At 59.5% G+C, this 20,138-nt stretch carries 18 protein-coding genes and 3 tRNA genes; 1 reads left to right on the top strand and 20 read right to left on the bottom strand.

The window, feature by feature from the left end; translation table 11 throughout:
- Positions 1 to 14: 14 nt before the first annotated feature.
- The 17 genes from EX00_RS27515 to EX00_RS27435 form a co-directional block, all read right to left on the bottom strand.
- A complete protein-coding gene (locus tag EX00_RS27515) occupies positions 15 to 1,526 on the bottom strand; it encodes an NADH-quinone oxidoreductase subunit M (RefSeq protein ID WP_047465014.1) in 1,512 nt (503 codons plus the stop codon).
- Complete coding sequence (gene nuoL, locus EX00_RS27510) at positions 1,526 to 3,520, bottom strand: NADH-quinone oxidoreductase subunit L (RefSeq protein WP_047465011.1); 1,995 nt, start codon at positions 3,518 to 3,520, stop codon at positions 1,526 to 1,528. The genes EX00_RS27515 and nuoL overlap by 1 nt, the downstream gene beginning before the upstream one ends.
- A 7-nt stretch (positions 3,521 to 3,527) precedes the next feature.
- On the bottom strand, positions 3,528 to 3,836 hold the full coding sequence (nuoK, locus tag EX00_RS27505) for an NADH-quinone oxidoreductase subunit NuoK (protein WP_007689961.1): 309 nt from the start codon (positions 3,834 to 3,836) through the stop codon (positions 3,528 to 3,530).
- 31 nt (positions 3,837 to 3,867) lie between these two features.
- Positions 3,868 to 4,482, bottom strand: coding sequence for an NADH-quinone oxidoreductase subunit J (locus tag EX00_RS27500; protein WP_047465007.1), 615 nt, complete (start codon positions 4,480 to 4,482; stop codon positions 3,868 to 3,870).
- A gap of 152 nt (positions 4,483 to 4,634) precedes the next feature.
- Complete coding sequence (gene nuoI / locus EX00_RS27495) at positions 4,635 to 5,126, bottom strand: NADH-quinone oxidoreductase subunit NuoI (protein WP_047465005.1); 492 nt, start codon at positions 5,124 to 5,126, stop codon at positions 4,635 to 4,637.
- A 40-nt stretch (positions 5,127 to 5,166) separates the two neighbouring features.
- Positions 5,167 to 6,210, bottom strand: coding sequence for an NADH-quinone oxidoreductase subunit NuoH (gene nuoH, locus EX00_RS27490; protein ID WP_047465002.1), 1,044 nt, complete (start codon positions 6,208 to 6,210; stop codon positions 5,167 to 5,169).
- A 12-nt stretch (positions 6,211 to 6,222) separates the two neighbouring features.
- Positions 6,223 to 8,304, bottom strand: a complete 2,082-nt coding sequence (nuoG, locus tag EX00_RS27485) for an NADH-quinone oxidoreductase subunit NuoG (protein ID WP_047465000.1) — start codon at positions 8,302 to 8,304, stop codon at positions 6,223 to 6,225.
- 241 nt (positions 8,305 to 8,545) lie between these two features.
- The gene (locus tag EX00_RS27480; protein ID WP_155294142.1) at positions 8,546 to 9,250 is read right to left on the bottom strand and encodes a 5' DNA nuclease; all 705 of its coding nucleotides are present in this window, start codon (positions 9,248 to 9,250) and stop codon (positions 8,546 to 8,548) included.
- 8 nt (positions 9,251 to 9,258) lie between these two features.
- Positions 9,259 to 10,563: an NADH-quinone oxidoreductase subunit NuoF gene (gene nuoF / locus EX00_RS27475; protein ID WP_047464995.1), complete on the bottom strand. Its 1,305-nt coding sequence runs from the start codon at positions 10,561 to 10,563 to the stop codon at positions 9,259 to 9,261.
- A gap of 10 nt (positions 10,564 to 10,573) precedes the next feature.
- Positions 10,574 to 11,725: an NADH-quinone oxidoreductase subunit E gene (locus EX00_RS27470; protein WP_047464993.1), complete on the bottom strand. Its 1,152-nt coding sequence runs from the start codon at positions 11,723 to 11,725 to the stop codon at positions 10,574 to 10,576.
- Positions 11,726 to 11,740: 15 nt separating this feature from the next.
- Entirely contained in the window at positions 11,741 to 12,058 is a 318-nt protein-coding gene (locus EX00_RS27465; protein WP_047464991.1) for a hypothetical protein, read from the bottom strand.
- Positions 12,058 to 13,248, bottom strand: coding sequence for an NADH-quinone oxidoreductase subunit D (locus EX00_RS27460; protein ID WP_047464990.1), 1,191 nt, complete (start codon positions 13,246 to 13,248; stop codon positions 12,058 to 12,060). Before EX00_RS27460 ends, EX00_RS27465 begins: the two co-directional genes overlap by 1 nt.
- Before the next feature lie 66 nt (positions 13,249 to 13,314).
- Positions 13,315 to 13,917 (bottom strand): NADH-quinone oxidoreductase subunit C, encoded by a 603-nt coding sequence (locus EX00_RS27455; protein ID WP_047464989.1) that lies wholly within the window; start codon positions 13,915 to 13,917, stop codon positions 13,315 to 13,317.
- 18 nt (positions 13,918 to 13,935) lie between these two features.
- Positions 13,936 to 14,517 (bottom strand): NuoB/complex I 20 kDa subunit family protein, encoded by a 582-nt coding sequence (locus tag EX00_RS27450; protein ID WP_007689948.1) that lies wholly within the window; start codon positions 14,515 to 14,517, stop codon positions 13,936 to 13,938.
- Positions 14,508 to 14,873, bottom strand: coding sequence for an NADH-quinone oxidoreductase subunit A (locus EX00_RS27445; protein WP_047465218.1), 366 nt, complete (start codon positions 14,871 to 14,873; stop codon positions 14,508 to 14,510). Before EX00_RS27445 ends, EX00_RS27450 begins: the two co-directional genes overlap by 10 nt.
- A gap of 260 nt (positions 14,874 to 15,133) precedes the next feature.
- A tRNA-Asp gene (locus tag EX00_RS27440) sits at positions 15,134 to 15,210 on the bottom strand.
- A 51-nt stretch (positions 15,211 to 15,261) separates the two neighbouring features.
- A tRNA-Asp gene (locus tag EX00_RS27435) sits at positions 15,262 to 15,338 on the bottom strand.
- 393 nt (positions 15,339 to 15,731) lie between these two features.
- Between EX00_RS27435 and EX00_RS27430 the strand changes: the two genes are divergently transcribed.
- Positions 15,732 to 15,807 (top strand) — tRNA-Val (locus EX00_RS27430).
- Positions 15,808 to 16,246: 439 nt separating this feature from the next.
- Here the strand turns inward: EX00_RS27430 and EX00_RS27425 are convergent.
- From EX00_RS27425 to EX00_RS27415, 3 genes are all read right to left on the bottom strand, one after another.
- Entirely contained in the window at positions 16,247 to 17,551 is a 1,305-nt protein-coding gene (locus tag EX00_RS27425; protein WP_047464986.1) for a capsule biosynthesis protein, read from the bottom strand.
- Entirely contained in the window at positions 17,551 to 19,128 is a 1,578-nt protein-coding gene (locus EX00_RS27420; protein WP_234709123.1) for an LTA synthase family protein, read from the bottom strand. Before EX00_RS27420 ends, EX00_RS27425 begins: the two co-directional genes overlap by 1 nt.
- A 143-nt stretch (positions 19,129 to 19,271) precedes the next feature.
- Positions 19,272 to 20,126, bottom strand: a complete 855-nt coding sequence (locus EX00_RS27415; RefSeq protein WP_052210971.1) for an SDR family oxidoreductase — start codon at positions 20,124 to 20,126, stop codon at positions 19,272 to 19,274.
- Positions 20,127 to 20,138 lie beyond the last annotated feature (12 nt).

Genomic DNA, 20,138 nt, shown 5'->3' with positions numbered 1-20,138 from the left:
AATAAGTCCCGTCATCAATTCATCGACAGCGCAACATTCTGCGCGGCGTGCAGGGCTGCGGTGTAGTTGTTCACAAGCAGATCCACCGAAGCGGCCGTCGCATCGAAGATCGGAGCCGGATAGACGCCGAAGAGGATCGTCAGTGCGATCAGCGGATAGAGGATCAGCTGTTCGCGTGGCGACAGATCCAGCAGCTTCTTCAGGTTTTCCTTTTCCAGCGCGCCGAAGATGACGCGGCGGTAAAGCCAAAGCGCGTAAGCGGCCGAAAGGATAACACCGGTGGCGGCAAACAGCGCAACCCAGGTGTTGACGCGGAAGACGCCGATCAGGGTCAGGAATTCGCCGATGAAACCGGAAGTGCCGGGCAGACCGACATTGGCCATGGTGAAGATCATCATCGCCACCGCGTATTTCGGCATGTTGTTGACCAGGCCGCCATAGGCCGCGATTTCGCGGGTATGCGTACGGTCATAGATCACGCCGACGCAGAGGAAGAGCGCGCCCGAGACGATGCCATGCGACAGCATCTGGAAGATCGCGCCCTGCACGCCCTGCTGGTTGGCCGCAAAGATGCCCATGGTGACATAGCCCATGTGCGCAACCGAGGAGTAGGCGATCAGCTTCTTGATGTCTTCCTGCATCAGCGCCACTAGCGAGGTGTAGATGATGGCGATGACGGACATGGCGAAGACGAGTGGCGCGAAATATTCAGACGCGTTCGGGAACATGCCGAGCGAGAAGCGGATGAGACCGTATCCACCGAGCTTCAGGAGGATACCGGCCAGGATGACCGAGCCCGCCGTCGGCGCCTGAACGTGGGCATCAGGCAACCAGGTGTGGACTGGCCACATCGGCATCTTCACCGCGAAGGAGGCGAAGAAGGCAAGCCATAGCCATGTCTGCATATGCGGCGGGAACTTGTAGGCAAGCAGCGCCGGAATGTCCGTGGTGCCGGCCTGCCAGTACATCGCCATGATGGCGAGCAGCATCAGCACCGAACCGAGCAGCGTATAGAGGAAGAACTTGTAGCTAGCGTAGACGCGATCCTTGCCGCCCCAGACGCCGATGATCAGGAACATCGGGATGAGGCCGGCTTCAAAGAAGACGTAGAACAGCACGATATCCAGCGACACGAAGACGCCGATCATCATCGTCTCGAGGACGAGGAAGGCGATCATGTAGTCCTTCAGGCGTTTCTCGACCGAGAGCCAGCTTGCCAGCACGCAGAAGGGCATCAGGAAGGTCGACAGGATGACGAACAGCATGGAGATGCCGTCGACGCCAAGGTGATAGCTGATGCCGGTACCGAGCCAGCCGTGCTTCTCGATCATCTGGAAGCCCGGATTGGCGTTGTCGAAACCGATCCAGATGAACAGTGAGACGACGAAGGTGAAGACCGTCGTCAGCAGCGACACGTTCAGGATGTTGCGGCGGCCATTGGGTCCGTCATCCCGCATGAACAGCAGAATGAGAACGCCGACCAGCGGCAGGAAGGTGACCGTTGAAAGAATAGGCCAATCGGTCATCAGAGGGCACTCCCGAGCATCATCCAGGTAACGAGGGCTGCAATACCGAGCAGCATCGCGAAGGCATAGTGATAGAGGTAACCGGTCTGAAGACGGACGACGCGGTTGGTAACATCGGAGACGCGGGCCGCGATACCGTTCGGACCGTAGGTATCGATGACGCCAACATCGCCCTTCTTCCACAGGAAGCGACCGAGCGCCTTAGCGGAACGAACGAAGAGGAAGTCATAGAGCTCGTCGAAGTACCACTTGTTCAAGAGGAACTCGTAGAGCACGCGATGCTGCTTTGCGAGCGCCTTCGGCGTCTCCGGCGACTTGATGTACATGTACCAGGCGGTCACGAAACCAAGCACCATCGCAATGAACGGGCTGAGCTCGACCCAATGCGGAGCATGCTCCATCTCTTCGAGGATCTTGTTGTCCGGCAGCGTGAAGAGCGCATGCTTCCAGAATTCCTCGTAGTCATGGCCGACGAAGTAGTCGTGGAAATACCAGCCGGCGAAGACGGCGCCGATTGCCAGCAGATAAAGCGGGATCAGCATGACGTTCGGCGATTCATGGACATGATGCATGACCTCGTGCGAAGCGCGGGGCTTGCCGAAGAAGGTCATGAAGATCAGGCGCCAGGAATAGAAGCTGGTGAACAGCGCGGCGATAACCAGCAGCGTGAAGGCAAAGCCCGAGGCCGGATTATGCGACGTGTAGGAAGCCTCGATGATCGCATCCTTGGAGAAGAACCCGGCAAAGCCGATCGGCGAGAATGGAATGCCGACGCCGGTGATCGCCAGGGTACCGATGATCATCATCCAGTAGGTCTTCTTGATGTGCGAACGAAGGCCGCCCATGTGACGCATGTCCTGCTCACCATCGACGGCGTGGATGACCGAGCCGGCGCAGAGGAAGAGCAAAGCCTTGAAGAAGGCGTGCGTGAACAGATGGAAGATGGCGGCGCCGTAAGCGCCGACGCCCAGCGCCACGAACATATAGCCAAGCTGCGAACAGGTCGAATAGGCGATGACGCGCTTGATGTCGTTCTGCACGAGGCCGACGGTTGCCGCAAAGAAGGCGGTGATCGCGCCGATGATGGTGACGAAGGTCAGCGCATCCGGCGAGAGTTCGAAGATCGGCGACATGCGGGCGACGAGGAAGACGCCGGCGGTGACCATGGTGGCTGCATGGATGAGCGCCGACACCGGGGTCGGGCCTTCCATGGCGTCCGGCAACCAGGTGTGCAGCAGGAACTGCGCCGATTTGCCCATCGCGCCCATGAACAGCAGCAGGCAGACGCCGGTCAGCGCATGACCGCGATCAAGATGCATGCCGAAGAGGTTCAGCACGATATCGCCCGGCTGACCGCCCTGCCCCGCGGCAAAGGCCTGGGCATTGCCGAAGATGACGTCGAAGTTGATCGAGCCGAAGAGAACGAAGACGCCGGCGATGCCGAGCACGAAACCGAAGTCGCCGACGCGGTTAACAATGAAGGCTTTCATCGCAGCGGCGGATGCCGACGGCTTCTTGAACCAGAAGCCGATGAGCAGATAGGAGGCGAGACCGACGCCTTCCCAGCCGAAGAACATCTGGGCGAGGTTGTCGGAGGTCACCAGCATCAGCATGGCGAAGGTGAAGAGCGAGAGATAGGCGAAGAAGCGCGGACGATGCGGATCGTGATGCATGTATCCGATCGAATAGACATGAACGAGGGTCGACACCGAGTTCACGACGATCAGCATCACCGAGGTCAGCGTGTCGATGCGCAGCGTCCAGGCCGCGTCGATGCCGCCGGACTGGATCCAGCGCAGGACTTCGATCTTGATCGGGCCTTCGCCATGGCCGAGCGCCACTGTAAAGAAGGCGACCCAGGACAGGATCGCGGCGACGATCATCAAGCCGGTGGTGACGTATTCCGAAGCCTTGGCACCGATGCCGCGGCCGAACAGGCCGGCGATGAGAGCGCCAATCAGGGGAAGAAAGACGATAGCCTTATAGAGGAACATAGCTGTATCAGCCCTTCATCACGTTGACGTCTTCGACGGCGATGGAACCGCGATTACGGTAGAAGACGACGAGAATAGCCAGACCGATGGCCGCTTCGGCGGCGGCGACGGTCAGAATAAACAGAGCGAAGACCTGGCCAACGATGTCGTTGAGGAACGACGAGAAGGCGACCATGTTGATGTTGACCGCGAGCAGGATGAGCTCAACCGACATCAGGATGATGATCACGTTCTTGCGGTTCAGGAAGATACCGAAGACGCCGAGCACGAAAAGAATGGCGCTGACCGTGAGGTAGTGGGAAAGTCCGATGACCATGTTCTTGTTCCTTTAACCCTCGTGCCTCGCCTCAGACGCCCTGCCCCGGCTTGACCTTGACCACCTCGACGGCGGTCGCGGGCGTGCGGGCGACCTGTTGGGAAATATTCTGACGCTTGATGTGCGTGCGATGCCTCAGCGTCAGAACGATGGCGCCGATCATCGCGACTAGCAGCACAAGGCCGGCGATCTCGAAGAAATAAACGTAGTTGGTATAGAGCACGTCGCCGAGCGCGGCGGTGTTCGTCCGTTCCGTCAAAGCCGGGATCGGCATGGCGACCGTCTTGGCGATAGTGGGCGAAATCACGCTGCCGCCGACAACGACGATCAGTTCGGCGGCGAGGATGATGCCGATCAGCGCGCCGATCGGGGCATATTCCAGAATGCCTGCCCTGAGCTCCGAGAAGTCGATGTCGAGCATCATGACGACGAAGAGGAAGAGAACCGCAACTGCGCCGACATAGACGACCAGCAGGATCATCGCCAGGAATTCCGCCCCCAGGAGGAGGAAGAGGCCTGCGGCATTAAAGAAGACCAGGATGAGGAACAGGACCGAGTGGACCGGATTCCGCGCCGAGATAACCATGAACGCCGACGCCACCGCGATGAAGGCGAAGATATAGAAAAAAAGAGCCTGCAGACCCATGTTGGTGCCTTTTTCGTCTTCCCCCGGGCAGCCGGGAGTGTCTCTGCCCGATGAGGCTTGACCGGACACATGTCCGGCACAAAGCCCCGGTCTCTATTCAACCGCGACGGCGACCATCTCAGCCATCCGTCACGACATATTCAAAAGTCCGCTTAGCGGTACGGCGAGTCGATCGCGATGTTGCGCGCGATTTCACGTTCCCAGCGGTCGCCATTCTCCAAAAGCCGCGCCTTGTCGAAATAAAGCTCTTCGCGGGTTTCGGTGGCAAATTCGAAGTTCGGCCCTTCGACGATAGCGTCGACCGGGCAAGCTTCCTGGCAGAAGCCGCAATAGATGCACTTCACCATGTCGATGTCGTAACGCACCGTACGGCGGGTGCCGTCATTGCGGCGCGGCCCGGCTTCGATGGTGATAGCCTGGGCAGGACAGATCGCCTCGCAGAGCTTGCAGGCGATGCAACGCTCTTCGCCGTTCGGATAGCGGCGCAAGGCGTGCTCACCACGGAAGCGCGCGCTGACCGGTCCCTTTTCGAAGGGGTAATTGATCGTCGCCTTCTGTTTGAAGAAGTAACGCATCGACAGAAAGAATGCGCCGACGAATTCCTTGAGGAACACCGAGCTGACGGCATTGGAAAATCCGGCCATCTTCAACCTCCAAATCTGCTTGAAGCGAGGATCGACATCATCATGCCCATCCCATCAGCTTCAGCACGAATGCAACGATAATGACCATGGCGAGCGACAGCGGCAGGAACACCTTCCAGCCGAGGCGCATGAGCTGGTCGTAGCGGTAGCGCGGCACGAAAGCCTTGACCATCGCGAACATGAAGAAGACGAGGCACGACTTCAGCATGAACCAGATGATGCCCGGGACCCAGCTCAGGATCCAGATATCGACCGGAGGCAACCAGCCGCCGAGGAAAAGGATCGTGGTCAGCGAGCACATGAGAACAACGGCGGCATATTCACCGAGCATGAACATCATGTACGGCGCGGAACCGTATTCGACCATGAAGCCGGCAACCAGTTCCGATTCCGCTTCCGGAAGGTCGAAGGGCGGACGGTTCGTTTCAGCCAGCGCCGAAATGAAGAACACGATGAACATCGGGAACAGCGACAGCCAGTGCCAGTCGAGGAACGAGGCAGGCAGACCGAGCTTGGTGCCGAGGCCTGTCTGCTGCGACATGACGATATCCGTCAGGTTGAGCGAACCGACGCAGAGCAGCACGGTGACGATGACCAGGCCGATCGAGACTTCGTAGGACACCATCTGCGCGGCCGAACGCAGCGCGCCGAGGAACGGATACTTCGAGTTCGAAGCCCAGCCGCCCATGATGATGCCGTACACTTCGAGCGACGAGATCGCCAGAATGTAGAGAATGCCGACATTGATGTTGGCGATAACCCAGCCGTTCGCCACCGGCACGACGGCCCAGGTGGAAAGCGCTAGAACCACGGAAACCAGCGGCGCCAGGAGGAAGACTGCCTTGTTGGCGCCGGCCGGGATGATCGGCTCCTTGACCATGAACTTCAAAAGGTCGGCAAAGGACTGGAACAGGCCAAAGGGGCCAACGACGTTCGGGCCGCGGCGCAGCTGAACGGCCGCCCAGATCTTGCGGTCGGCAAGAAGGATATAGGCGATAAAGACCAGCAGGCAGACCAGCAGCAGCAAGGACTGACCAATCATAATCAGCGCCGGCCAGAGATAGGTCGAAACGAATGAATCCATGGTCCTCTGCCCTTACTCTGCCGCAGCCTGGAAATTGTTGCGGGCCAATGCGGAGCACTCGGCCATAACCGCCGAGGCACGCGCTATCGGGTTCGTCAAATAGAAGTCTTTGATCGGCGAAGCAAACGCGGATTTGCCCATCGCGCCGGCTTTTTTCGCAAGTGCGACAATTTGAGCGCTATCGCCTTCGGCGATCTCGTCGATACCGGCGAAATGCGGGAAAGCGGCATAGAGCTTGACGCGCAATTCTCTCAGCGAATCAAAGGGAAGCTTCTTGCCGAGCACATCGGAAAGGGCGCGAATGACAGCCCAGTCCTCACGGGCGTCGCCCGGGGCGAAGCCCGCGCGGTTGCCGACTTGGACGCGGCCCTCGGTATTGACCCAGGTGCCCGACTTTTCGGTGTAGGTGGCCGCCGGTAGGATGACGTCGGCATTGTGCGCGCCGTTATCGCCATGCGAGCCGATGTAGACGGTGAACTTCGAGCCCTTGCGGCTGAAGTCCAACTCGTCGGCGCCGAGCAGGAAGAGAACATCCATCGAGGCAAGCATCTGAGCTGCATTGACGCCCTTGGCGCCCGGCACGAAGCCGAGGTCGAGGCCGCCGACGCGGGACGCCGCCGTATGCAGCACGGCAAAGCCGTTCCAGTCATCCTTGACGACGCCGACGGCAGCGGCGAGCTTGGCGGCATTCGCCAGCACTGCTGCACCATCGTTGCGGATGAGCGCGCCCTGGCCGATGATGATCATCGGCTTCTGCGCGGTCTTCAGAACGTCGGCGAAGCTATGCGAGCCGCTGACGAGATCAGCAAGCGTCTCCGGACCGGCACCGAGATAATCGACGGGGTAACGCAGGTCGCCATGTTCGCCGATCACACCGATCGGGAACTTGCCACGACGCCAGCGCTTGCGGATGCGCGAATTCATCACGGCTGCTTCGAAGCGCGGATTTGCGCCGATGATCAGCAGCGCATCGGCGGCTTCGATGCCTTCGATGCTCGGATTGAAGATGTAGCTTGCGCGGCCCAGCGACGGATCAAGCGCCGTCCCGTCCTGGCGACAGTCGAGATTTTCCGATCCCAGCGATTTCAGCAGTTCGGAGAGAGCGTACATCTCTTCGACCGAAGCAAGATCGCCGGCGATCGCGCCGATCTTGTCGCCGCTGGTGGCGGCAACCGCCGACTTGATGGCGGCAAAAGCATCGCCCCAGCTTGCCGGCTGCAGGCGGCCATCCTTGCGGACGTAAGGCTTATCGAGGCGCTGCGTCTTCAGGCCATCCCAGATGAAGCGGGTCTTGTCGGAGATCCATTCTTCATTGATCTGCTCGTTGACGCGCGGCAGCACGCGCATGACTTCGCGGCCGCGGGTATCGACGCGGATGGCCGAGCCGAGTGCGTCCATGACGTCGATCGATTCGGTCTTGCTCAGTTCCCACGGACGGGCCGTAAAGGCGAAGGGCTTCGAGGTCAATGCGCCGACCGGGCAAAGGTCGACGACGTTGCCCTGAAGCTCGGAGGTCATCGCCTGCTCGAGATAGGTGGTGATCTCGGCATCTTCGCCGCGGCCGATCAGGCCGAGTTCGGAAATGCCGGCGACTTCCGTCGTGAAGCGGACGCAGCGCGTGCAGTGGATGCAGCGGTTCATCACGGTGCTGACGAGCGGGCCGATATACTTGTCTTCGACGGCGCGCTTGTCTTCCTGATAGCGCGAGCTGTCGATACCAAACGCCATGGCCTGGTCCTGCAGGTCGCATTCGCCGCCCTGGTCGCAGATCGGGCAATCCAGCGGATGGTTGATCAGCAGGAATTCCATTACGCCTTCGCGGGCCTTCTTGACCATCGGCGTGTTGGTAAAGACTTCCGGAAGCTCGCCATTCGGGCCGCCACGGATATCGCGCACGCCCATGGCGCAGGAAGCCTGCGGTTTCGGCGGGCCACCCTTCACCTCGACGAGGCACATGCGGCAATTGCCGGCCACCGACAGTCGTTCATGGAAGCAGAAGCGCGGGACTTCGGCGCCGGCTTCCTCGCACGCCTGGATAAGCGTGTAGTGATCCGGGACTTCGATCTCGTTACCGTCAATCTTCAGTTTTACCATCGTCCACTCAGTCCTATGTCCCGTCTGCCGCCGAGCCTGGCCGCAGACAATTTCATGACCGCAACACCATCTCGCCACCGGAACGGCATTTCAGCCGCGTGGCACCGGTCTTGCTCACAATCACCTTTGCCGAACCTTGCCCCCGCAAGATCGGCGTCCCGGCTGCGACATCGCAGGCCCCGCCCGCAACATGCTTCACCGCCTCATTCATGCTCTACGGCTGGATCAGCCGTAGAAAACTTTAACCCCGGCCCTTCGGCTGGAGCGCCCTTGCCTGGCCGACCCAGTCGTCACGGCGGATACGGCCATCAAAACCGAGCTCCGCATCGATCCGATCGATATCCCTGTCGCTCCAGGCGGCAATATCGGCAACGCGCAGAATGCCGCGTCCGTTCAGAACCTGCTCCAGCTTCGGGCCGATACCCGAAATCCGCTTCAGGTCGTCCGTCTTCACGGCAGCCTTGCGGCTACGTGCCGGAGCCGACGCTGGTTTTGCCGCAACCGGCTCCGCGATGGCGGCAACCTTGACTTTGGTTTTGACCGCGGCCTTGGCCGGCGCGGCTTTTACCGCGGCCGTCTTCGGCGCGACCTTCTTTACGACTGCCGGCTTTACAGCGGCAGGCTTGGCAGCGGGCGACGCCTTTACCGGCTTCGCTTCCCCTGCTCCATCCTTCTTTGCCGCCGGCTTTTCTTCGGTCGGCGCGGCAGCACGCTTACTCGTTGCATCGACCGCGCCCTGCAACGCACCGAAGAACGCGCCGGCGATCTGCGACGTGAAACCGAATCCAATGGCGGCAGCCGCGGCGAATGCCGCCGCAGGATGCGCCATCAACGGGTGGATCGGCATGACCGGCGCGTTCCGCAGCATATCCGCGGCAAAACGGCCGAGATCAGCCGATGCATCGGCTGCTCCGCTGTCCTGCCTGGTATCTGTGGTCTTCGCCATTGTCATCCCTACTCGGCAGCTTCCAGCACTGCGCCGTGGCTCGTCGCATTGGCCGTGTACTGGTCGATGCGTCTTTCAATTTCCGGGCGGAAGTTGCGGATCAGGCCCTGTACCGGCCATGCGGCGGCATCGCCGAGCGCACAGATGGTATGGCCTTCGATCTGCTTCGTCACCTGGAACAGCATGTCGATCTCGCGCTTCTGCGCATTGCCCTTGGCCATGCGTTCCAGCACGCGCCACATCCAGCCGGTGCCTTCGCGGCACGGCGTGCACTGGCCGCAGCTTTCATGCTTGAAGAAGGCCGAGATACGGGCGATCGCCTTGATGACGTCGGTGGACTTGTCCATGACGATCGCAGCAGCCGTGCCGAAGGACGATTTGACTTCGCGCAGGCCGTCGAAATCCATCGGGCAGTCGATGATGTCAGCCGCCGGAACGATCGGGCACGACGCGCCGCCGGGAATGACGGCAAGCAGATTGTCCCAGCCACCGCGAATGCCGCCGCCATGCTTGTCGACCAGCTCGCGGAAGGTGATGCCCATCGTTTCTTCGACCGTGCACGGACGGTTGACGTGACCGGAGAGCATGAACAGCTTCGTGCCGACATTGTTCGGACGGCCGAAGGAGGAGAACCAGCTGGCGCCGCGACGCAGGATCGTCGGGGCAACGGCGATCGACTCGACGTTGTTGACGGTGGTCGGGCAGCCGTAGAGACCCATGTTGGCCGGGAATGGCGGCTTCAGGCGCGGCTGGCCCTTCTTGCCTTCCAGGCTTTCGAGCAGCGCGGTTTCCTCGCCGCAAATGTAAGCGCCGGCGCCATGATGAACGTAAACATCATAATCCCAGCCCAACTTGTTGTTTTTACCGAGAAGTCCGGCATCGTAGCATTCGTCGATCGCCGCCTGCAGCGCCTCGCGCTCGCGCATGTACTCGCCGCGAACGTAGATATAGGCGGTGTTCGCACCCATGGCGAAACCGGCGATGACGCAGCCTTCGATCAGCGTATGCGGATCGTGGCGCATGATGTCGCGGTCCTTGCAGGTTCCCGGCTCCGACTCGTCGGCATTGACGACGAGGTAATGCGGACGGCCGTCGTTTTCCTTCGGCATGAAGGACCACTTGAGGCCGGTCGGGAAGCCTGCGCCGCCACGTCCGCGAAGACCGGAGGCCTTCATCTCGTTGATGATCCAGTCACGGCCCTTTTCGAGGATCTGCTTGGTACCATCCCATGCGCCGCGCGACATCGCGCCCTTCAGGGACTTGTCCTTGTGGCCGTAGATATTGGTAAAGATGCGATCTTGATCTTGTAACATGCTTCACCTCTTACCGCGGCTTCTTGCCGAAGACCTTGATATATTCCGCTTCGCCACCCTTAGCGAGTGCCTTGGCCTGATTGATCCAGTCGTCGCGCTCAATGCGGCCCTTGAAATTCAGATAGCCGTCGACCCATTCGCGTTCGGCCTTCTTCCACTTTGCAACCTGCGCGAAGGTGAAAATACCCAACTCATGCAGGATGGCTTCGATCTTGGGACCGACGCCGGAAATCAACTTCAAGTCGTCCGGGGTCGCGGGCTTCTCGATACCGGCCGGACGGTTCTTGTCGGTCAATGCCGGCTTCTGCGCGCCTTCGGTCTTGCTGGCAGCCGGCTTGGCCGCAGCAGTGCCTGAAAGCGGCTGCGTTTCGGCTGCCTTGGCATTCTTGGCGGCGGCGGCCAGCGCGGTTGCCGGCGTCTTCAGCGCTGCGTTGGTTTCAGCGTCGGTGCTCTTTGCGCGAGCCGCCTCGGATGGCGGTATCGGAGCCGCGTCGACCTTGGCCGAAGCAGTGCTGCTCGCAGCCTTGCCGCCTGCGCTCTTTGCTTTCGGAGCCTCCGTCGTCAGCGACGTCAAGCCACCTTCCGGCGCGGAGAAGACGCGGTCGATCTGCGGGCCGGTCGGGACTTTGCTGCCCTCGCCTGCGGAGAATGCATCGATGATCTCTTCGAGACGTTCAGGCGTCAGATCCTCATAGGTATCCTTGCCGATCACGACCATCGGTGCATTGACGCAGGCGCCCTGACATTCGACTTCTTCCCAGGAGAGCGTGCCATCGGCATTGCGTTCGAAGGCGTGGCCGTTGATCTTGCTCTTGCAGACCTTCACCAGCCCTTCGGCGCCACGCAACATGCAGGGCGTCGTGCCGCAAACCTGGATATGTGCCTTGGTGCCGACCGGGTTGAGCTGGAACTGAGTGTAGAAAGTCGCAACTTCAAGCGCGCGGATATGGGCCATGTCCAGCATGTCGGCGATTGTCTCGATAGCCGCCCTGGTGACCCACCCTTCCTGCTCCTGCGCGCGCATCATCAGCGGGATAATCGCGGATTGCTGGCGACCCTCTGGATATTTCTTGATCGTCTTTTCCGCCCAGGTCGCATTTTCCTTGTTGAAGGCGAATGCGGCTGGCTGGAATTGATCTTCGGCTAGTCGACGAACGGACATCTTTCACGCCTTATCTCAGTTTATGGACCCACACCGCGTATCTGTCAGGGACAAGAATTCGCAGGCATAGGCCGACTGGTCTTTTTGCATAAACACAACAAACTTTCCGCCGTTCGGCACAGCGGCCTTGATTTCATACCCTTGCGACACGAGATCGGCCATGGTCGATTCCTTGCCCGGCGGGACTGCATTATCGCCCTTTGCAACATTCGCGCTTTTGGCATTCGAACCTTGCAGAGAGATGCTGGGCAACGTCTGCGTCTTGCCGACTTGCTGGGCGGAAGCACCCGAAGCGACAAGCAACGCGGCAACGATGACCGGCCATTGCTGCATCAGCGATCCACCTCACCGAACACGATGTCGAGCGAGCCGAGCACGGCCGCGACGTCGGCAAGCTGATGGCCACGGCACATGAAATCCATGGCCTGCAGATGCGCGTAACCCGGGGCGCGAATCTTGCAGCGATACGGCTTGTTCGAACCGTCGGAGATGAGGTAGACGCCGAACTCGCCCTTCGGCGCTTCGACGGCGCAATAAACCTCGCCGGCCGGGACGTGATAACCTTCAGTATAGAGCTTGAAATGGTGGATCAGCGCTTCCATCGAACGCTTCATCTCGCCACGCTTCGGCGGTACGACCTTACCATCGAGCGAAGAGACCGGACCGGTCTTGGCATCGCCGAGCAGACGGTTGACGCACTGCTTCATGATACGGACGGATTCGCGCATCTCGATCATGCGAATCAGATAGCGGTCGTAGCAGTCGCCGTTCTTGCCGATCGGAATGTCGAATTCCAGATCCGAATAGCATTCATAGGGCTGCGAGCGGCGCAGGTCCCAGGCTGCCCCGGAGCCGCGGACCATGACGCCCGAGAAGCCCCAGGCCCAACAGTCTTCCAGCGAGACGACGCCGATATCGACGTTACGCTGCTTGAAGATGCGGTTGCCGGTGAGAAGGTCGTCGATATCGTCGAGCGCCTTCAGGAAGGGATCGCACCAATCGCCGATGTCCTGGACCAGCTTTTCCGGCAGATCCTGGTGAACCCCGCCCGGACGAATGTAGGCGGCGTGCATGCGCGAGCCAGAGGCGCGCTCATAGAACACCATCAGCTTTTCGCGCTCTTCGAAGCCCCAGAGCGGTGGCGTCAGCGCACCAACGTCCATAGCCTGCGTCGTGACGTTCAAGAGATGCGACAAGATGCGGCCGATTTCCGAGTAGAGCACGCGGATCAGCTGGCCACGGATCGGGATTTCGATGCCGAGCAGCTTTTCGACGGACAGCGCAAAAGCATGTTCCTGGTTCATCGGCGCCACGTAGTCGAGGCGATCGAAGTAAGGAACGGCCTGCAGATAGGTCTTCGTTTCGATCAGCTTTTCCGTGCCGCGATGCAGCAGGCCGATATGCGGATCGACGCGTTCCACAATTTCGCCGTCCAACTCAAGGACAAGACGCAAAACGCCGTGCGCAGCCGGATGCTGCGGACCGAAATTGATGTTGAAGTTGCGGACGTTATGTTCTGTCATGGCGACGGGCTCGCGTTTCCAGGTATTCTCGAGAATGGCAGGCTCAGCCCGCCACACACCATCAAATTATGCCTTTGCTTTCTCGTCGCCCGGCAGCACGTAATCCGTGCCTTCCCATGGAGAGAGAAAGTCAAAGTTGCGGAATTCCTGCTTCAGCTCGACCGGCTCATAGACGACGCGCTTGGCGGCGTCATCATAACGAACTTCAACGAAGCCGGTGGTTGGGAAATCCTTGCGCAGCGGGTGGCCTTCAAAACCGTAGTCGGTCAGGATGCGACGCAGATCCGGATGGCCGGTGAAGAGAACACCGTACATGTCCCAGGTCTCACGCTCAAACCAGTCGGCACCCGGATAGATGCCGCAGGCCGACGGAACAGGCTGATCTTCGCCAACTGGAACCTTGATGCGGATGCGCAGATTCTTCTTCGGCGACAGCAGATGATAGACGACGTCGAAACGATCGGGACGCTGCGGCCAGTCGACGCCGCAAATATCCGTCATGTTGACGAAGCCGCACTTGGCGTCATCACGCAAGAAGGTCAAAAGCGCGATCACGTTTTCGGCTGATGTCGTCACGTTCAGCTCGCCATACTTGATCTCGCTATGCGAAATCAGGGCGCCGCGAACTTCCGTAAGATAGGTGGCAAGCTCGTTCAGGGCTTCACTCATAATACCTTGTCCCCTGCCTTACCGTTCGATCGTGCCGGTGCGCCGGATTTTCTTCTGCAGCAAAAGCACGCCGTAAAGCAGCGCCTCCGCCGTGGGAGGACAGCCCGGTATGTAGATATCGATCGGCACGATGCGGTCGCAGCCGCGCACAACCGAATAGGAATAGTGATAGTAGCCGCCGCCATTGGCGCAGGAGCCCATCGAGATGACGTAACGCGGTTCCGGCATCTGGTCATAGACCTTGCGGAGCGCCGGAGCCATCTTGTTGGTCAGCGTGCCGGCGACGATCATGACGTCCGACTGGCGCGGCGAGGCGCGCGGTGCGAAGCCGAAACGCTCGACGTCGTAACGCGGCATGGAAACCTGCATCATTTCGACGGCGCAGCAGGCGAGACCGAAGGTCATCCACATCAACGAGCCGGTACGGGCCCAGTTGATCAATTCATCGGTGGAGGTGACCAGGAAACCCTTGTCGGCGAGCTCATTGTTGATCTCGCCGAAGAACGGATCGTTGCTGCCAACCGGCTTGCCGGTCGCGGGATCGATGATCCCCTTCGGCTGCGGCGCAACGAGCGTCGTGTTGCTTTGGGCTACTCCCATTCGAGCGCTCCCTTTTTCCATTCATAAATAAAGCCGATGGTCAGCACCGCAAGGAACACCATCATCGACCAGAACCCGAACCAGCCGATCGCACTGAAGGATACGGCCCAGGGGAAGAGGAAGGCGACTTCCAGGTCAAAGATGATGAAGAGGATCGACACCAGGTAGAACCGGATATCGAACTTCATGCGGGCGTCATCGAATGCGTTAAAGCCGCATTCATAGGCCGAGAGCTTTTCCGAATCGGGCGCCTTGAAGGCGACGGCAAACGGCGTGATCAACAACGCCAGGCCGATCACTACGGCAATACCAATGAAAATTGCTATCGGAATATAGGAACTGAGCAGTCCAGTCATCATGTCCATCCCTGCCTGCCATGAGCGCCGGGGCGGCGCCTCTGAGCAAATGCCCAAGCCAAGCGAAAGAGCGTTGCAACAAAGCCGTGGTTAGCGCAGCCGGAGCGCGGGCGCAAGCCTTTTGAATGTCTCGCTTCAAGCACTAGCGAAGCGGACTTATCAATGTGTTGCAACGATATCGCGACAAATCGGCGCAAAGGCGAAAAGGGTCTTTCGCACTCGCAGCAAATAGATGATTGATTGTAGTTACTTGAAGCGAATGGCGCGAGTGACGGGGCTCGAACCCGCGACCTCCGGCGTGACAGGCCGGCACTCTAACCGACTGAGCTACACCCGCGCATTGTTTGACCTGACGGTCTGGCAAAAGCCCGGAATTCATTCTTTGAAATGGCGCGAGTGACGGGGCTCGAACCCGCGACCTCCGGCGTGACAGGCCGGCACTCTAACCAACTGAGCTACACCCGCATTCATTTCAAAGCGTTCCGGATGCTTTCGCACCCATCAAAGCGGCCTTGGCCGTCCGATGAGCGGCTAACTACGGGGTTCGTGTTTGGGTGTCAAGCAGGTTTGAATACAAATCCGTGACAGATCGCGAATTGTTTTCAGAGGCAACGGCAGCGCGCTTCGGTTCCATCGATTTAGCATGGCAGGTTCGCGCTCCACGCATTTCAAAAACAGCCCATATGCCCCGCCCTCACCCGGCCTGCTTTCGAGAAAACACATATTGTTGATAACTCGCGCCGACACCGCGCGAGCAAAAAAATCAAAAAATCTTCACAAACACTCTTGCGGTTTTTCGTCGTTCCGCATAGATCACGGCCACCGAAACGCGGCGGGCAATTGCACCGCTTCGCTGAAGGGCGATTAGCTCAGTTGGTAGAGCGCCTCGTTTACACCGAGGATGTCGGCGGTTCGAGTCCGTCATCGCCCACCATTTTTCCAAAAAAAGAAGATGAATAGGCAAGGCAGCTAGCTTGCCAGTTGTTCGACGCCTGTTCTCACTTGGGAGAGCGTGCCCTCGATGTCTTGCGCACGAATGGCACCGGCACGCCGAAGCGTGCCGCTCAGTAGTTGCCCGTGATGACGATCGTCAAAAGCACCGCTGAAACAAGCACCAGAGCTGCGATGATCGCCAGCAGCTCCTTCAGCATAAACCGTTCCATCTTACTGCCATCCATGACGTTTGCTCCCGGCAAACCGCGTGTTCGTTCTTTGTCTCAACGCCGAATCGACGCATTCAATTTACTACGATTCCCTATGTAAGGTGCCGTTATGTCAATTTCAGGATCGGCGGCCTTGTCGGCGACTCACATATGCGAGAGTGCGCCGCGCTGCTTTTCCAAGGCTGATTGGGCCTTCGACTCAATGGAGGCTTAGGTGATATCGATTTTCATCGGCTTTTGCCGTGGCGGCGGATCGATATAGGCGCCCGGCAAATTGACGGTCCGGGCCATAAGCCGTTCCGCGATCGCAGCCGCCGCCACGCGTGCGCCAGCATGGGAGTAGAAATTCCCGCGCACCTGGATGGAGGCGGCCAGCAATTTCAGGAATGCGCTGCGGATATCGGCCGATGGTGCCGTGGGATGTTCCCAGAAGAGGTCCAGCAGCTTCTGATCGGTCAGACCTTCGATATCGTAGATGGCCGCTCCCAGTGTTTTCACCGGCCTCTCGGCTTGCAGCGCCGAAAGTGCCGCCGTGGAATTGACCGTCACCATGCCAAGGCTCGCCGCGATCAATTTTTCGAGATTGCCGCCGTCGATGACGTGAACGCGGGACGAAACGGCATGGGAGGCGCAGACGCCGTCGACATAGCGCTTCCAATCGACGAGGCCATTATCAAGTGGATGAAGCTTGATCACCAGATGTGTATCCGGAGCCGCATGCGTAGCGAAGGAGCCTATGATCTGCCTTATGGCATCCTGTTGCCGACGGAAGGGAGAATGCGAGCGCAGCTGATAATCCGTCTGAAGCTGCAAGGGGTAGACGAAAAATCGCGTCCCATCGGCAATCAAGCCTTCGATCGTCAGGTCGGCCTTCCGCGCGCGCCTCCCGCTCGACGGCAGGCGGCGAAGCCAGCCCACATATTCCCTCAGCGGATGATAGAGCGCATGGCGCTGATAACCGGGATAGAGGAACCACAGGAAGGCATTCGGGAGATTGTAGAGAAGGTCATAGGCCGCTTCGGCGAGGAAACTGTGGCTAAAGCGGCGCGCCCAGTCCGGCTCGGGCAGGCCCTCTGCTGCTTGCAGGATATGCTGCGGATCGACGGGAAAACGCGAATTGGACGACATTCCGTCACGCTCAAGCGTCACCCAATCCGGCCGTAAATATCCCATCTCGACGATATTGATCCCGGCGCCCTGCCGCCGCGCCTCCTCGATCGCTACCTGATGATAGGGGCGCTCCTCGCCGAGAAGAATCACGTCCGTGATCTTGTCCTTCTCGATTCGTCGGCGGACATAATCGCGCCAGCCGGAGAAATTGCCGCGATAATTGAAGGTGCCGCGGCGATGCCAGAACATCCAGTCGCCGGGATTGAGATTGATGCGGATGCAGCGGCAACTCGCAGCCTCCAGTCGCCTGGCGATTTCGACGAAAAGCGGCGATGACGGCCCCTGCAGGAAGAGAAAGACGCGCGCCGCTGTTTCCTGCTCGCCAGCCCCCTGCCCGCTTGCCATCACTCCGGGACCTCAGTGCTAAGGCCGGCGTAGCGCAGCAAGGTACCGATGAGGTTCCAGGGCGCTTCTTCCTGCGCCGGCATCGGCTTTTGCGAATGTGCCCGAGCGCGCCCGAGCGGAACGATGATGTAGTCCGTGCGCGGATCCGGAAAGGGATCGGCGAAAGCTTTCAGCAGCGGCGCGTGATCGCCATAGAACAGCAGCCAGACGGGACGATCGAGCCGATCGAGATGATGGGCAAGATTGCCGAGCGCATGGTCGGCGCGCATCAGCAATTCGCTATAGATATCCACAGGATCCGTCAGGTCGCCGCAGCGGCCAGGCTCCCAGGGGCCGTGATTCGCCATGGAGGCGACGAACATGAAGTTTTTCGCCGTTCCATCCTCGTCGATCGCGCGAATCACGCTCTTCGTCAGCGCGAGATCGCTGACATAGGGGCCGTCACGCTCGGGCCGGTGGTCGAATTCGTCCAGCATCATCATCCGGTCGAAACCGAGCTGCGGCATGGCCTTGTGGCGCAGGAAGAAGGTCTTGTCATAGGGGTGGATAAACTGCGTCTTCCAGCCAACTTTCTTCAACCGCGCCGGCCAGACGACATCCTTGTAGTGGCTGGCGCGCAGATAGGGATAGCTCGCGTCGATATGGACATTCTCGGGCAAAAGGCCGCTCAACACGGCGAATTCCGTGCGCAGCGTATAGCCGCCCTCGAAAACGCTGGTCATTCGCCCCCATTGCACCGCCTGCTCCCGTAGTCGGTCGAGATTGGGCAGCTTGACGCTCTCCACACCGAAATGCCGGAGATCGATGAAGGATTCGGACTGCCAGACGACGATCAGCGGCTCGTCGTCACCATGTTCCCACAGCTCGTGGAGAGCGGAGATGAGCCGCTCCGACAACTGCGTGACGATCGCCTCACGCTTGACGCCAACCCAAATGACGAAATGAAAGACGACGGATTCAAACGTGCCGAACCTGACCGTATCCTTCTTGACGTCGACCTTGCCCAGAACCTTCTGCGTGAAACGACAGACCGGATCGCTGACGATCCGGCTGAACAAGGCCAGCCAAGGGCCGAAGGCGACGGCCAGCATCACGAGAACCGACAGGAAGCCGTTACTATCGGGCAGGATCGACGGCTCGAAATACATGTAAAGGCCGCTGACGCCGAACACATAGGAAAGCGCGATGATCCAGAAGACGACGTTTAGGGAGCTCGCGTAGAAAATTTCCTTGTATTTGAAAACGTCGACCACCAGAGCGATATCGGAAAAGACCAGGGGTTCACGGATGAACTGGAATTTTGCACGCGAAATACCGGTGAAGATGACGAAAAAACTGATCGCGCCCTGCGCGCCGTAAAGCGGACGCCAGGAAATCGCGAAGAAACCGGCATAGACGAGAGCGATGACCGGAATTTTCGCAGCCCATTCAAAGGCCCGTCGCCTCAAGCTTCTCTCGGTACGATTCTGCCTGTTGGTTGCGGCGGGCATCGCAAAGGGGTCGGTCAGGAATATGACGACGCAGGAAAATGCGAAGCAGGCAACCGTCAGAAGAGCCGGAAAATCATGAAGCTTCAAAACTATATTGTCCAAATATTCGCCAACTACCGCCGCTCTTTCCTAACACCGGAACGAACGCGGCCCCTTCCAAATTTTTTCGTCTCTTGCGCGCCTTATGCCGAGTACGCCACATTATCGCGCGGGTTGAGCAAACTCCGTGATCATTTCCCGTGATCAAAGCCTTCATCGACCGCATCGACAAGAGTTCCCTCTCGTTCTTGCTCAGTTATTTTTCTCATTTTGCGGGAAAACCACCACATCAATGGCGGTTTTATCAACGGGCCGAAATAGGCGAGTGCCGTCAGTGACAATCCGAAGTGAATTCGCACCTTGCCACGATCGAGGCCACGGACGATCTTTGTCGCCACAGCGTCGGCGCTCCAGGGTTTGACGGATCCCATCAAAAGCTCCGCCTCGGCGGGCCGCATCGACATTTCACGGCGATATTGCGGCGTGAGCGTATCGGGCGGAAAGCACACGGAGATGCGAACTCCGAAAGCACCGGCCTCGGCACACAAGGCTTCGGCAAAACCGGCCAGAGCCGACTTGGAAGCGCAATAGGCGGTGTAGCCATAAATGCCGATCAGCGCGGCGCCCGAGGAGATCATCATAATCTTGCCGCCACGGCGCGCCTTCATGCCCTTGTAGACCGCGCGCACGACGTTCGCCGTTCCGACGAGATTGGTGGCGATCTGTTCATCAAAGACCGCCGCCGACATCGCGTCGAAAGCACAGGGTTCGACAATCCCCGCCGAGGCGACGAGGATGTCGCAAGGACCGAAGGCGCGTTCGCAGAGCGCGACGGCTTCCAAGGTCTGGCTGGCCGATGCAACATCGACGGAGGCGATCTGGATGCGAGAGGGATCGACGCTGGAGATGGCGGTAAGTTCGTTGCGTGCCTGCGCCAGACGCCCGAAATGACGGGCGAGCAGGGAAACGCGATCTCCCCTGGTGGCATAGAGCTTGGCTACCGCCAGACCGATCCCACTTGAGCCTCCGGTGACGATAACATGCATGAAATGATCGCC

Origin of the sequence: Martinezella rhizogenes, assembly GCF_000799715.1 — a bacterium.
In the GTDB taxonomy this organism is placed as follows: Bacteria; Pseudomonadota; Alphaproteobacteria; order Rhizobiales; family Rhizobiaceae; genus Rhizobium; species Rhizobium rhizogenes_C.
The sequence above is the reverse complement of the archived record's forward strand: the minus strand, read 5'-3'. Positions and strand labels throughout refer to the sequence as shown.

Excerpts from the sequence above, each read along its gene's own strand:
- EX00_RS27515 (WP_047465014.1), bottom strand. The coding sequence starts at position 1,526 with ATGACCGATTGGCCTATTCTTTCAACGGTCACCTTCCTGCCGCTGGTC.
- nuoL (WP_047465011.1), bottom strand. The coding sequence starts at position 3,520 with ATGTTCCTCTATAAGGCTATCGTCTTTCTTCCCCTGATTGGCGCTCTC.
- nuoK (WP_007689961.1), bottom strand. The coding sequence starts at position 3,836 with ATGGTCATCGGACTTTCCCACTACCTCACGGTCAGCGCCATTCTTTTC.
- EX00_RS27500 (WP_047465007.1), bottom strand. The coding sequence starts at position 4,482 with ATGGGTCTGCAGGCTCTTTTTTTCTATATCTTCGCCTTCATCGCGGTG.
- nuoI (WP_047465005.1), bottom strand. The coding sequence starts at position 5,126 with ATGGCCGGATTTTCCAATGCCGTCAGCTCGGTGTTCCTCAAGGAATTC.
- nuoH (WP_047465002.1), bottom strand. The coding sequence starts at position 6,210 with ATGGATTCATTCGTTTCGACCTATCTCTGGCCGGCGCTGATTATGATT.
- nuoG (WP_047465000.1), bottom strand. The coding sequence starts at position 8,304 with ATGGTAAAACTGAAGATTGACGGTAACGAGATCGAAGTCCCGGATCAC.
- EX00_RS27480 (WP_155294142.1), bottom strand. The coding sequence starts at position 9,250 with ATGGCGAAGACCACAGATACCAGGCAGGACAGCGGAGCAGCCGATGCA.
- nuoF (WP_047464995.1), bottom strand. The coding sequence starts at position 10,563 with ATGTTACAAGATCAAGATCGCATCTTTACCAATATCTACGGCCACAAG.
- EX00_RS27470 (WP_047464993.1), bottom strand. The coding sequence starts at position 11,725 with ATGTCCGTTCGTCGACTAGCCGAAGATCAATTCCAGCCAGCCGCATTC.
- EX00_RS27465 (WP_047464991.1), bottom strand. The coding sequence starts at position 12,058 with ATGCAGCAATGGCCGGTCATCGTTGCCGCGTTGCTTGTCGCTTCGGGT.
- EX00_RS27460 (WP_047464990.1), bottom strand. The coding sequence starts at position 13,248 with ATGACAGAACATAACGTCCGCAACTTCAACATCAATTTCGGTCCGCAG.
- EX00_RS27455 (WP_047464989.1), bottom strand. The coding sequence starts at position 13,917 with ATGAGTGAAGCCCTGAACGAGCTTGCCACCTATCTTACGGAAGTTCGC.
- EX00_RS27450 (WP_007689948.1), bottom strand. The coding sequence starts at position 14,517 with ATGGGAGTAGCCCAAAGCAACACGACGCTCGTTGCGCCGCAGCCGAAG.
- EX00_RS27445 (WP_047465218.1), bottom strand. The coding sequence starts at position 14,873 with ATGACTGGACTGCTCAGTTCCTATATTCCGATAGCAATTTTCATTGGT.
- EX00_RS27425 (WP_047464986.1), bottom strand. The coding sequence starts at position 17,551 with ATGGCAAGCGGGCAGGGGGCTGGCGAGCAGGAAACAGCGGCGCGCGTC.
- EX00_RS27415 (WP_052210971.1), bottom strand. The coding sequence starts at position 20,126 with ATGCATGTTATCGTCACCGGAGGCTCAAGTGGGATCGGTCTGGCGGTA.